The organism is Fuscovulum sp., from assembly GCA_035192965.1.
Taxonomy (GTDB): domain Bacteria; phylum Pseudomonadota; class Alphaproteobacteria; order Rhodobacterales; family Rhodobacteraceae; genus Paragemmobacter.
In genome coordinates, this window is the sequence record CP136571.1 from 1,993,612 (window position 1) to 2,006,173 (window position 12,562).

The following is a 12,562-nucleotide window of genomic DNA, read 5'->3' on the forward strand; positions in this document are numbered from 1 at the left end:
TGGATTTGCAATGTTTTTGAGGGGCGGGTAGCCTCTTGTCGCGGCGGCCTGCGGGGGGCCTTTGGAGCCGGATATGTACCATGAAGCGCATCACGGGTCGGCGCACGATACGGCAAGCCCAGTATGCGGCGTGACGAAATTCGCCGCTCAGGTCGTCGCAAAACTCGTCGCGCGCGATGGCGCGGATGAGGCGGGCCTTCGCGAAATCCTCATCCAGCGTCTGTTCGATGCGGTGACGACTGCCAACCTCAACGCGCTGGATGTGATCAAGCCGGAATTCAAGCGCGCCCGAATCTCGGCCTCGGCCATGGCGGATCATTACATCCCCGAAGTGGCGCGGCGCCTGGGCACCGCATGGGAAGATGATCAACTTAGCTTTGCAGGGGTCACGATGGGCGTTGCGCGCCTTCAAGCCATCCTGCGTGAACTGGGTGCCGCTTGGTCGGCAGATGCGTTGGGGCAGACGGACGGGCCGACCGTCCTTGTCCTGTTGCCGCAAGGTGAACAGCATTCGCTGGGAACCATGGTGCTTGCGGGGCGTTTGCGTCGCATGGGGGTATCAGTTTCCCTTCAGATCGCGCCCGAGCTTTCACAGTTGTCGAAATTTGTCGCAGATCGCTCATTCGATGGGGCGATGATCTCGGTAACCTGCCAAAGCAGGCTTGAAACTTGCCGTAAGCTGATAAAATCGCTTAAAGATGCCACTAGGGGCAGATTGATGGTGGCAATTGGCGGTGCCATCCTTGATGAAGCCGAAGATGTAGTACGGTTGACAGGTGCCGATGTGGTGACAAACGATATTTCTCATGCTCTCGAGGCACTGGGTATCTCTGTCGGTCGGTCACCGGTCTTGGAACTGAGTTAACCCTGACGAGGCCTTCGCCCCTCGGGGCTCGGCTCGGGATCGGAAAGAGTGTGACGACGGACGGTAGACATTTGCTCAATGGCGGGAAGTTGCCGCTGATCGCGCCCGATCTCCTGAGCGAGATCATCGCGACCGCTTCCGACCTTGCGTTGTTGATTGCTCCGTCGCGGCGCATCATTTCCGTCATCGTGAACCCGCAACACCGCAGCTTTGGCCAACTCACCGATTGGGAAGGGAGCCAGCTTCGCGATGTGCTGACAGCCGAAAGCCTGCGCAAGCTGGATGCCCGCCTGAACGAAATGCAGGGCGCGCGCCACGGCGGCACAGCGGTTGAGCTGAACCATGTGGATGAGGCGAACTGGGAATTCCCGGTTCGCTATTCGCTGCACAGAATCGGGTCGGATGACTCGATCCTGATGATGGGGCGCGACCTGCGCCCGATCGCCGAGGTGCAGCAGCAACTGGTGCAGGCGCAACTGGCGCTGGAGCGGGATTACGAAACCCAGCGCGAGATGGACACGCGCTATCGCGTGCTCATGGAAGTATCGCGCGATCCGGTGCTCATGGTGTCCATGTCTTCGGGGCGGATCACCGATATCAACCCGGCAGCGGCGCTGCTTCTGGGGGGCGTGCGCGCCGATCTGATCGGCACGGCCGTCGCGCAGGAATTCGAAGGCCGTCGTCGTGGCGAGTTTCTGGAAAGCCTCGCAAATCTTGCGGTTGCGGAAAGCTCTGTCCCCATCGAACTGACGGCGCGCCGCTCGCAGAAACGCATGTTCGTCACCCCCACCGTGTTTCGTGCGGCCGGTGAACGCATTCTGCTGTGCCAACTGGATACGAATGAACGCGGCACGCTTGGCGGCGATGAGCTGGGCGACAATCTGGCCCGCTTGTATCATGAAGGCGTGGACGGGATCGTTTTCGCCGATGCCGATGGCAACATCCGCGCCGCGAACGAGGCCTTCCTCAATCTGACCGACACCGCCAACATTGCCGCTGTGCGGGGCCGGTCGCTGACCGATTTTCTGGCGCGCGGCGCGGTGGACCTGCGCGTCCTGCTCGACAACGTCAAACGCACGGGCCAGCTTCGGCTTTATGCCACGCGGCTGACCACCGATTTCATGGGCCAGATCGCCGTGGAAATCTCGGCCACTTGGCTCAACGATCGGCCCAGCCCTGTGCTGGTGCTTGTCGTGCGCGATGCCAGCCGGGTGGAAACCCTGCGCCGCCCGGCCTTTGGCCAACCCGATGACGGCGTGCGCAATGTGATGGAACTGGTGGGGTCCAGCACGCTCAAGGATATCGTGTCGGAAACGACCGACGTGATCGAAAAGATGTGTATCGAAACGGCGTTGGAACTCACCCGCAACAACCGTGTTGCCGCTGCCGAAATGCTCAGCCTCAGCCGCCAGTCGCTTTACGTGAAGCTGCGCAAATACGGCTTGCTGAACAAGGATGGCGAATAATCCCGTCATTTCCGGCCTGCGCAGGGTCTCTGGCGCACCGGAATTGATCACCTTTCCGCCCCGGTTTCCCCGGATGATCTTCTGAAATCCCGCACGGCATTTGGTGGATTTGACATACGTCAAGGCTGCCACCCTTAAAAACTGTCAACCCTGATTTACACTGATCAGGGGGCCGTGATGCGGATCGTCTTTATCCACCCGAATTATCACTCTGGCGGGGCCGAAATCGCAGGCAATTGGCCCCCCGCTTGGGTGGCCTATCTGACAGGTCACCTGCGCCGCGCGGGATTTGACGACATCCATTTCATTGACGCGATGACGCATCACATCGGCCCCGATGACCTGCGCAAACGCCTGATCGCCCTCAAACCCGATGTGGTCGGCACCACCGCAATCACCCCCGCCATCTATGAGGCCGAAGAGGTTCTGCGCATCGCGCAAGAGGTCGCCCCCAACGCCCTGCGTGTGCTGGGCGGAATCCACGGCACCTTCATGTTCCGTCAGGTGCTGGATGAGGCGCCCTGGATCGATGTCATCGTCCGGGGTGAGGGCGAAGAGATCATGACGGCCCTCATGGAAGCCCTGCGCGATGGCAAATGGCCGTCCGAGCGGCGTAAGATCAAGGGCATCGCCTTCCTTGACGGCGATCAGATCGTGACCACCCCCGCCGCCAGCACGGTGAAGGATCTCGACGCCATTGATCCCGATTGGTCGATCCTGGAATGGGACAAATACATTTACGTGCCTCTGGGCGTGAAAGTGGCGATCCCCAACATGGCGCGGGGATGCCCCTTTACCTGTTCCTTCTGCAGCCAATGGAAATTCTGGCGCGATTACCGCGTGCGCGACCCCAAGAAGGTTGCGGATGAAATCGAAAGGCTGGTGAACGATCATGGCGTAGGCTTCTTCATCCTCGCCGACGAAGAACCAACCATCAACAAGAAGAAATTCGTCGAATTCTGTCAGGAACTGATCGATCGCGGCCTGAACAAGCGGATCAAATGGGGCATCAACACCCGCGTCACCGACATCTACCGTGACCGTGACCTGCTGAAATTCTACCGCGAAGCCGGGCTTGTCCATGTCAGCCTTGGAACTGAAGCAGCGGCCCAGTTGAAGCTGGACATGTTCAACAAGGAAACCACCGTCGCCGAAAACAAAGAGGCGATCCGCCTTCTGCGTGAGGCTGATATCTTTGTCGAAGCCCAGTTCATCGTGGGTCTCGACAATGAAACCAAGGAAACGCTGGAGGAAACCTTCCAGATGGCCTGGGACTGGCAGCCCGATCTGGCCAATTGGGCGATGTATACGCCCTGGCCCTTTACGCCGCTGTTTCAGGAAATCCGGGATCAGGTCGAAGTCTTTGATTATTCGAAATACAATTTCGTCACCCCCATCATGAAACCCGCGGCCTTGACGCGCGGGGAACTGCTGGATGGCGTGATGAAGAACTATCGCCGCTTCTATATGCGCAAGGCTCTGTTCCATTACCCATGGCGCGGAACCGGCTTCCGGCGGCGCTATTTGCTGGGCTGCCTGAAGGCCTTCCTCAAGGCCGGGGTAGGGCGCACCTTCTATGATCTTGGCAAGGCGGGCTATTGGGGGCCGCAAACCAAGGGCAAGGTCGATTTCCACTTTGATGAAACCCGCAAGATCGCCGACGCCCAGATGGCTGATTGGGAGGCGAGTGCCGACCGCGCCGCCAAGGCCGCCGAACGCCGCGCCGCCGTCAAGGAGCAGATGGCCGAGCGCGCGCAAGAGCGGAACGCCTTCCGGATGCCCGCCGAGGTTTCGGCCTGCGGTGGTGGCAAACAGCAGATGGAGCAAGAGGTCTAAGAAATGGACGGGGGCTATTCACCCGCCCCGCCAGAGGCGCGGATCGGGCCCAACGCGATCACTCAGCTGGTTGCCATTCTGGACCGGGCCGAAGGGCGCAGCCTGCGCGATGCGGTGATGGCACTGGCGGCGGTCTCCGTGCCCGACCCCGCCAAGGGCATGATCCCCGAAACTGAGGCCGCTGCTGTTCACCTCGCCCTGCGCCGGGTCGCACCCGACCGGGCCGAGGCACTTCTGCGCCTCGCAGGTCTGGCAACGGGCCGCTACATCCTGCGCCATCGCATCCCACCTTTGGCGCGGACGCTCATCCGGGCGTTGCCAGCCGCCCTTGGCGCGCGGGTCTTGACCGCCGCCATCTCGCGTCACGCCTGGACTTTCGCCGGATCGGGCCGCTTCCGGGTGACAGGCTGGCATCCCCTGACCTTCGAGGTGGCGGCCAATCCACTGGTTGCCCATGAACGCGCCGCACATCCCATCTGCCACTGGCACGCCGCAGTGTTCGAACAGCTGTTCTCAGACTTGGTCTGGCCGGGATGCACCGTGCGCGAAGTGGGCTGCTGCGCCATGGGCCATCCCGCCTGCCAGTTTCAGATTTTGCCGCGTGGCTAGGCCCGCTCCGCCCGATCCAAATGCCAGATCATGGTGTGGACGCCAAAATTCAGCACCGACTGTCAGAAAAAGTTGACACATTGGCGACTGAACTCTTGCTCGACTCCTCAATGTAAGGTGTAGTTGACGAATGAGTGTCAGCATTTCGATACAGTCGCGCCGCTACCCCGAACCAGCCGCCATGTTGCGGCTGATCAAGCCCATTACGTGGTTCCCGCCGATCTGGGCCTATCTCTGCGGATCGGTGTCCGCCGGGGTGCCGCTCGGCGGCAACTGGGGGATGGTCCTTTTGGGCATGGTGCTTGCCGGGCCGATCGTCTGTGGCATGAGCCAGGCCGCCAACGATTGGTGCGACCGCCATGTCGATGCGGTTAACGAACCTGACCGCCCGATTCCGTCAGGCCGCATTCCGGGCCGCTGGGGCCTTTACATCGCCCTTGCCATGACCGCGCTCAGCCTTTGGGTTGGCTCGCTCCTCGGCACCTGGGGGTTCTGGGCCACCGTGGTGGGCGTCATCGCCGCCTGGGCCTACAGCGCCGAACCTGTGCGGCTGAAACGGTCGGGCTGGTGGGGGCCGGGGCTTGTTGGCCTGTCTTATGAAGGGCTGCCCTGGTTCACCGGGGCGGCGGTCCTGCTGCAAGCCGCGCCACGGTTTGAAATCGTGATCATCGCGCTTCTCTATTCCATCGGCGCACATGGCATCATGACGCTGAATGACTTCAAGGCGCTGGAAGGCGACCGTCAGCATGGCGTCCGCTCTTTGCCCGTGATGCTTGGCCCCGAAGTCGCGGCCAAGATCGCCTGCACGGTGATGGGCATGGCGCAGGCGCTGGTGATCCCGCTCTTGGCCCTGTGGGGCAAGCCGTGGCACGCGCTGGGTGTCTTTGCCGTCCTTCTGTTGCAAATCGCCGCGATGCGCGTCCTGTTCCGCGATCCCAAAGGCAAGGCGCCTTGGTATAACGGCACCGGCGTGGTGCTTTATGTCACCGGGATGATGATTTCCGCCTTTGCCCTGCGGGGTCTGGCATGACGCTGAACTGGGTCCAGATCTTCCGGCTGGGTCTGGTGCAGATGTGCCTTGGCGCGGTGGTGGTGCTGACGACCTCCACCCTGAACCGCCTGATGGTGGTGGAACTGGCGCTGCCTGCCGTGCTGCCGGGTCTGCTCGTGGCGCTGCACTACGGGATTCAGATCACCCGGCCCAATTGGGGCTTTCGGTCAGATACCAAAGGCAATCGCACGGTCTTCGTAATCGGCGGCATGGTCGCGCTGGCGCTGGGGGCGTTCCTTGCCGCCGTCGCCGTGGTGCTGTTCCCTTCCGGTTTTGCGGGCGGTCTGGCCCTGTCTGTTCTGGCCTATGCGCTGATCGGCGTGGGCGTCGGGGCTTCGGGCACCTCGCTGCTCGCGCTGCTTGCCACGGCCACTCATCCGTCGCGGCGCGCGGCGGCGGCAACCATCACCTGGCTGATGATGATCCTTGGCATCGCCGTCACCGCAGGCACCGTCGGCGCGGTTCTTGATCCCTACACGCCCGTGCTGTTGCTCGAAATCGTCGCGGTGGTGACGGGCAGCGCGGTGCTGCTGACCATCATCGCCATATGGGGCATCGAAAAGCGCGTCACCGCCACCCGCGCGCCCGAGGCGCTTCCCTTCCGCGCAGGCATGGCCGAGGTCTGGTCCGAACCCCGCGCGCGCGCCTTCACCCTGTTCATCTTTCTGTCGATGACCGCCTATTTCATGCAGGAACTGATCTTGGAACCCTATGCCGGGCTGGTCTTCGGCTTTTCGCCGGGTCAAAGCACGCAGCTTTCGGGTGCCCAGAATGGTGGCGTCTTCGTGGGGATGCTGCTGGTCGGTATTGCGGCCACGGGGTTCCGAATTGGTACGCTGCGCATGTGGGTTATGGCCGGTTGCCTCGGGTCAGCGGCGGCACTTTTGGTGATCGCGGCGCTGGGTCAAGTGGGCGGCAGGCTGCTGCCCGCAGTGGTGGCGCTTGGCTTTTTCAACGGCATGTTCGCCGTGGCGGCCATCGGGTCGATGATGGCGCTGGCGGGGCAGGGGCGTGCGGCGCGTGAAGGCACACGCATGGGCCTGTGGGGCGCAGCGCAGGCTGTCGCCGCAGGCTTCGGCGGGCTGGTTGGGGCAGCAGCGGCAGATGCGCTGCGGCTGTTCACCGATGCACCCGATGCCTTTGGCGCGGTCTTCGCGCTTGAAGCGGCGCTGTTCTGCGTCGCAGCCATGATCGCCGCAAAAGTGATCGAAGGGCGGGGTGGCGCAATCCGCGCTACCGGCCCGCAACTCTTACCGGGGGAATGACACATGACCTATGATGTCTTTGTTGTGGGCGGCGGGCCGTCGGGCGCTACCGCGGCCGAGGATCTGGCCCGCGCGGGCAGGCGTGTGGCTCTGCTGGACCGCGACGGCCGGATCAAACCCTGCGGCGGGGCCATACCGCCGCGCGCCATCAAGGATTTCGCAATCCCGGACTCGCAGATTGTGGCCAAGATCACCACCGCCCGGATGATTTCCCCCACGGGCCGCATGGTCGATATCCCGATCGAGAACGGTTATGTCGGCATGGTCGACCGCGAACATTTCGACGCCTATCTGCGCGATCGGGCCGTAAAGGCCGGTGCTGCGCCCTTGACCGGCACCTTCCTGCGGATCGAACGCGACAGCGCGGGCAGCCATGTCGTCTGGCGCGATAAGGCCACGGGCGAAGAAAAGCGTAGCGCGACAAAGTTGATCATCGGCGCGGATGGCGCGCGCTCCAACGTGGCGCGGGCCGAGGTGCCGGGTGGCGACCGCATCCCCTATGTCATTGCCTACCATGAAATCATTGCCGCCCCCGAACCTTCGCCCGACTATGACCCGCTGCGCTGTGACGTGATCTATGACGGCAAGATCAGCCCCGATTTCTATGGCTGGATCTTCCCGCATGGGGCACAGGCCAGCGTCGGCATGGGCACCGGGCTGGACGGGGTGGATCTGAAGAAGGCCACTGCCGATCTGCGCGCAGCGGCCGGTCTGACGGAATGTGAAACGATCCGCAAGGAAGGCGCACCGATCCCGCTGCGCCCGATGGACCGCTGGGACAATGGCCGCGATGTGGTTCTGGCCGGCGATGCTGCAGGCGTGGTCGCTCCTTCCTCGGGCGAAGGTATCTTCTACGCCATGGCCGGGGGCCGGGCAGCGGCAACAGCCGCACAGGCGGCGCTGGCCTCGGGCCGCGCGTCCGATCTGCGCATCGCGCGCAAGCTGTTCATGCGCGAACATGGCACCGTGTTCCGGGTCTTGCGGTCGATGCAGGATGCCTATTATCGCAGTGACGAACGTCGCGAACGCTTTGTCAGCCTGTGCCACGATGTCGACGTACAGAAGCTGACCTTCGAGGCCTATATGAACAAGAAGCTGGTCACCAAACGCCCCATGGCCCATGTGAAGATCGGCATCAAGAACATGGCGCATCTTTTGCGTCTTGTCTCTCCCGTCTGGACCTGAGGCTGCAATGACCACCCAACTCGCCCCTGATGCCATGCTCGAAGAGATGATCCCCGCCTGGGTCGACGGGCGGCTTTGCCCGGTGCGCAAGCTGGAGGTGCATGTCAAAGGGCTGCGCCACAAGGCGGTGTCGGTCTTTGTGGTGGATGGCACAAAGGTGCTGATCCAGCAGCGCGCGCTGACCAAGTATCACACCCCTGGGCTTTGGGCGAACACCTGCTGCACACATCCCCGCTGGGACGAAGACCCCGCCGCCTGCGCTGTGCGCCGCCTGCGCGAAGAACTGGGGATCACCAACCTGTTCCCGGCCTTTGCCGACCGGGTGGAATACCGCGCCGATGTGGGCAGCGGGCTGACGGAACATGAACTGGTCGATATCTTCGTGGCCGAGGCGGGCAAGGGGCTGAGCGTGGTCCCAAACCCCGCCGAGGTGGCCGCCGTGCGCTGGGTCGATCTTTATGACCTGTCCGCCGAGGTGCTGCGCAGCCCCGAGACATTTACCCCCTGGCTGCGAATCTATCTGGCCGAGCATATGGACCGCATCTTCGGCAGCCTCGTCGCGGGGCGCTAATCGGGGCAATCCGATTGCGCGCGCCGGGCAGTCGCCCGACGCGCATTGTTTTTGCCTCGCCTGCGCGCTGGCGCGCTTCGGCTCAGGGTTTGGGTATTTGGGCCAAGATGAAGCTGCTTTGGGTGGTGTCAGGCCTGCACGCGGGCCATGAGCCAAGGCAGGATCAGCGCGGCGACCTGTTCTGCCGCCTCTTCATGCACCAGATGGCCGAGCGACGCGATTTCGGCATAATGCCCGTCCGGCATCTGTTTCGCCGCATCGCGCGAGATGCGGGGGGGAACGGCCTTGTCACCGGTCGAGGCGATCAGCAGCACCGGAAGGTGCTGCGCAATCAGCCGGGGCATCACGGATTCCAGACGCCACTGCGCCATCATCCCCAGCGTGCCGTCCACATGCGCGGGGTCCTTCACGAGCGTCAGGTACTGCGCCTGACCTGCCGCATCCAGAGGGGAACCGGTGGTCGCCAGCAGCTTGCCCACCGTTGCCGCATTGCCCCAAAGCCGTGAGACGACATGCGGAATAAAGGGCGTAACGGCCAACACCTTGGCCAATATGGGAAACATCACGCCCGCCGCGCCGTCAAAGGCCCCAAGCGCCGCATTGATCCCGACAACCGCGCGCAACGGCAGCAATTCCGCGAGCCGCAGCGCCAGCGCTGCCCCGGCGGAATGGCCGATCACCGCCACCGGCGCGATGGCCATCGTGGCGCAAAGCTGGGCCAGATCTTCGGCCATGTGATCAATGCCATAGCGGCTGCGCGCGCCAGATCGGGTAAATCCCTGACCGGGGAGGTCGGGGACCACCACCCGGAAATGCGGGCTCAGGAGCGGTATCAGATGGCGAAAGCTATGCCCGGATCCACCCGCGCCATGCAGCAGCAGCACGACCGGGCCATCGCCCGCGTCCACCACGCACCAATTGTGCGGGCGGCTGGCCACGCGGCGGGCCCGGTCGCGATGGGGCCAGTCTGGGGGCATGCGATCGACGGCCATGTCAGCTTTCCAGCGCCTCGCCCAGAACCGAAGACAGGCGACGTGCATCCGCGCGCGGCAGGGCGAGGTAGGGCGCATCCATCAGCTGTGCCAAGGTCCGCAGCGAAGGTTGCGGCCGGTTGGCCACGTCGATCACCAGCGCGGGCGTGCCCGAGGCGCGGATCTGGCGGGCAAGGCGAAACGCCTCATCCTCGGCGCGGGGGCGGTCGGGGGTGCCATCCAGCGCGATATTGCCCCGCCCGTCCGTCAGCAAGGCGATGGTGGGGGTCAACCCCCGCGCGCGCGCCTGCGCGGCCGTGGCCAGCGCCAGTTGCAGGCCCGAGGCAAGCGGTGTGCCCCCACCCCCCGGCACGCCCGCCAACCGCCGCTTGGTCTGCACCAGCGACCGGGTGGGGGGCAGGATCAATTCGGCATGAAAGCCCTTGAAAGTCAGCAGCGAAACATGGTCGCGCCGCGCATAGGCCTGCGCGAGCAGCAGCTCGATCGCGCCCTTCGCCTCGGCCAGTCGGGCGAAGGCGGCGGAACCAGAGGCGTCGACGGCAAAGATCAGAACCCGGTCCGATGTTTCGCGGAACCGTTTCAGCCGGATATCGGCGGCGCGCACAAGCAACACGGCGTCGGGGCGCGCGGTCTGGGCGCGGCGCAGGGGTTGCCATGGGGCAGCAGCGCGCAGCGTGGCCACAAGGTCGATCCGTGCGCCGGGGCAAAGGCGACCGGGGCGCGAGGGCAGGGGCCGCCCGCGGCGGTTGCCGCCGCGTTCCGCGCCCGATCCGCTGGCAGATTTCGCGGCGCGGCTAGCGCGGCCCTTTGCCAGCGCCTCAAGCAGATCACGGGGCAGGGCGGCCAGCGCCGCTGCGACCAGCAATTCATCCGGGATACCCTGTGGGTGATCCTCAGCCTCGTGTTCGCCCGTGTCGGAGCTATCCTCCGGCGGGGGCGGGTCTGCTTCGGGCGGTGGGGCGCTTTCCGCCACCGGCGCGGCGCGATGGCCATAGACCAGCGCGGTAGAAGCGGTCAGGTCATCATCAGTCACGCTCTCACGCCCTGCCCAAGCCGCATGGGCCCGGGCACAGGCGGCGGCCAACAGCGGCGCACGAAGCGAGCCGATGCCCAGTTCGGCGGCGGCCCGTGTCAGGGCATCCAGCGCGTCCGCGGTCAGGGTCAGCGTCGCAAGGCGGGCGCGGGCAGCGGCAAGTGACGCCGGATCAAGCGCCAATGGCCCGGTCTGTGACAGCGGCATGTCGCTCAGGTCAAGGAACAGTCCCACCCTGTCTGTCAGGGCAGAGGGCAGGCCTTCATCCGGTTCTGCCGCCTCATCCAGCGCGATCAGGCTGTGATGGCTGGTATCCAACGCATGGGCCAGCCGTGCCGCAAGGCCGGGCGGGCAGCGTTCGGCCATGGTCAGGATCAGCGCGGATGGCGTGGCCAGCAGCCCCGCCGTCATCACTGGCTGGCCGGTGGCCAGCGTGGCGGTCAGATCCAGCCCTCCGAACAGAACGTCATCCGCGATGGTCGGGTGCAACCGGCGCTGCGGCAGGGGTAAGGCGGCAAGCCCCGCCGTCACCAGATCACGCACCGGGCCCGCGCGGGCGCGCAGCCACAGCCCCCTTAACCCCGCCGGATCAATGGCAAGACAGGCGAGCGCGGCTTGAACCCGGCCCCAGGGATCATCAAGCTGGGTCAGGGCAGAACCTCGGCCACAGCGCGGATGACGCGGCTGGTCGATCCGGCCTCATCCAGCGGGTCACGCCGCAGGCGGTGCGAAAGGCACATCGGCGCCACGGCCTTGAGGTGGATGCGACCCACGGCCTCATCCCCTTCAAAAGCCGCAAGCGCACGGGCCGCGCGCAGCAGCGTCAGTTCACCGCGCAATCCGTCCGATCCGATGGCGATGCACAATTCGGCGCAGTCATGCAGCACGGTGTTCGGCGTCTTCATCTGCGGCAGGGCCGCACGTGCCAGCAGGATGCGGTCGCGCAGCAGCGCGTCCTGCATCCGCCACATCTCCATGAAAGCGCCATAGTTGGATTCGTATCCGTCACGCCTGCGGATCACCTCTACCCGCGTTTCCACATCGCGGGGCGATGTCACCTCGACCGACAGGCCGAATCGATCCAGAAGCTGCGGGCGCAGTTCCCCTTCTTCCGGGTTGCCCGAGCCGACCAGCACGAAGCGCGCCGGATGCCGGATCGACAGGCCTTCGCGTTCCACCACGTTTTCGCCCGATTGGGCGACGTCCAAGAGCAGATCGACGATATGATCTTCCAGAAGGTTGACCTCGTCGATGTAAAGGTAGCCACGATTGGCGCGCGCAAGCAGGCCGGGTTCAAACGCCTTTTCCCCACGCGTCAACGCACGCTCGATATCCAGCGCGCCAACGACACGATCCTCGGTCACGCCCAGCGGCAGATCGACCACGGGCGTGGGTTTGCGGATCATCCGCCCCGTCGCCCCTTCGGCCCAATCGGGCACCTGTTCCGGCGTGGCGGCGTTGACAGGGCAACCCTCGACCGCGTCGATCTCAGGCAGCAGTGCAGCCAGCGCGCGCACCGCGGTGGATTTGCCGGTGCCCCGGTCGCCAAAGACAAGGACGCCGCCAATGCCGGGATCGACCGCCGTCAGGATCATGGCCTGCTTCATGGCCTCTTGGCCGACGATGGCAGAGAAGGGGAAAGGGTGTTTCATGCGGTCACCGTAAGAGTGCGGAATTTCTGCGAGAATT

Annotated in this window: 11 protein-coding genes; 8 read left to right on the top strand and 3 right to left on the bottom strand. The window is 64.3% G+C overall.

The annotated features are described in order from the left end of the window. Positions 1-73 precede the first annotated feature (73 nt). From RSE12_09810 to idi, 8 genes are all read left to right on the top strand, one after another. Complete coding sequence (locus tag RSE12_09810) at positions 74-865, top strand: cobalamin-dependent protein (protein ID WRH64594.1); 792 nt, start codon at positions 74-76, stop codon at positions 863-865. Positions 866-936: 71 nt separating this feature from the next. Further along, positions 937-2,331: a transcriptional regulator PpsR gene (ppsR, locus tag RSE12_09815; GenBank protein WRH64595.1), complete on the top strand. Its 1,395-nt coding sequence runs from the start codon at positions 937-939 to the stop codon at positions 2,329-2,331. Positions 2,332-2,508: 177 nt separating this feature from the next. Beyond that, entirely contained in the window at positions 2,509-4,167 is a 1,659-nt protein-coding gene (gene bchE / locus RSE12_09820) for a magnesium-protoporphyrin IX monomethyl ester anaerobic oxidative cyclase (GenBank protein WRH64596.1), read from the top strand. Positions 4,168-4,170: 3 nt separating this feature from the next. Beyond that, a complete protein-coding gene (gene bchJ, locus RSE12_09825) occupies positions 4,171-4,776 on the top strand; it encodes a bacteriochlorophyll 4-vinyl reductase (protein WRH64597.1) in 606 nt (201 codons plus the stop codon). Positions 4,777-4,906: 130 nt separating this feature from the next. After that, on the top strand, positions 4,907-5,806 hold the full coding sequence (gene chlG / locus RSE12_09830) for a chlorophyll synthase ChlG (GenBank protein ID WRH64598.1): 900 nt from the start codon (positions 4,907-4,909) through the stop codon (positions 5,804-5,806). Then, positions 5,803-7,092 carry a BCD family MFS transporter gene (locus tag RSE12_09835; GenBank protein ID WRH64599.1) on the top strand — a complete coding sequence of 430 codons (1,290 nt, stop codon included), beginning with the start codon at positions 5,803-5,805 and terminating at the stop codon, positions 7,090-7,092. Before chlG ends, RSE12_09835 begins: the two co-directional genes overlap by 4 nt. A 3-nt stretch (positions 7,093-7,095) precedes the next feature. After that, positions 7,096-8,277, top strand: a complete 1,182-nt coding sequence (locus tag RSE12_09840) for a geranylgeranyl diphosphate reductase (protein ID WRH64600.1) — start codon at positions 7,096-7,098, stop codon at positions 8,275-8,277. Between the two features lie 7 nt (positions 8,278-8,284). Beyond that, positions 8,285-8,848, top strand: a complete 564-nt coding sequence (gene idi / locus RSE12_09845; GenBank protein ID WRH64601.1) for an isopentenyl-diphosphate Delta-isomerase — start codon at positions 8,285-8,287, stop codon at positions 8,846-8,848. Positions 8,849-8,976: 128 nt separating this feature from the next. On the opposite strand, the gene RSE12_09850 is transcribed toward idi, so the two are convergent. From RSE12_09850 to bchI, 3 genes are read right to left on the bottom strand one after another with little or no spacing between them, the layout of a single operon-like run. Further along, entirely contained in the window at positions 8,977-9,840 is an 864-nt protein-coding gene (locus tag RSE12_09850; protein WRH64602.1) for an alpha/beta fold hydrolase, read from the bottom strand. Position 9,841: 1 nt separating this feature from the next. Beyond that, positions 9,842-11,524 (bottom strand): magnesium chelatase subunit D, encoded by a 1,683-nt coding sequence (locus tag RSE12_09855; GenBank protein ID WRH64778.1) that lies wholly within the window; start codon positions 11,522-11,524, stop codon positions 9,842-9,844. Beyond that, complete coding sequence (gene bchI / locus RSE12_09860; protein ID WRH64603.1) at positions 11,521-12,525, bottom strand: magnesium chelatase ATPase subunit I; 1,005 nt, start codon at positions 12,523-12,525, stop codon at positions 11,521-11,523. The genes RSE12_09855 and bchI overlap by 4 nt, the downstream gene beginning before the upstream one ends. Between the last annotated feature and the right edge of the window lie 37 nt (positions 12,526-12,562).

Excerpts from the sequence above, each read along its gene's own strand:
- RSE12_09835 (WRH64599.1), top strand. The coding sequence starts at position 5,803 with ATGACGCTGAACTGGGTCCAGATCTTCCGGCTGGGTCTGGTGCAGATG.
- idi (WRH64601.1), top strand. The coding sequence starts at position 8,285 with ATGACCACCCAACTCGCCCCTGATGCCATGCTCGAAGAGATGATCCCC.
- bchJ (WRH64597.1), top strand. The coding sequence starts at position 4,171 with ATGGACGGGGGCTATTCACCCGCCCCGCCAGAGGCGCGGATCGGGCCC.
- RSE12_09850 (WRH64602.1), bottom strand. The coding sequence starts at position 9,840 with ATGGCCGTCGATCGCATGCCCCCAGACTGGCCCCATCGCGACCGGGCC.
- RSE12_09840 (WRH64600.1), top strand. The coding sequence starts at position 7,096 with ATGACCTATGATGTCTTTGTTGTGGGCGGCGGGCCGTCGGGCGCTACC.
- bchE (WRH64596.1), top strand. The coding sequence starts at position 2,509 with ATGCGGATCGTCTTTATCCACCCGAATTATCACTCTGGCGGGGCCGAA.
- bchI (WRH64603.1), bottom strand. The coding sequence starts at position 12,525 with ATGAAACACCCTTTCCCCTTCTCTGCCATCGTCGGCCAAGAGGCCATG.
- chlG (WRH64598.1), top strand. The coding sequence starts at position 4,907 with ATGAGTGTCAGCATTTCGATACAGTCGCGCCGCTACCCCGAACCAGCC.
- RSE12_09810 (WRH64594.1), top strand. The coding sequence starts at position 74 with ATGTACCATGAAGCGCATCACGGGTCGGCGCACGATACGGCAAGCCCA.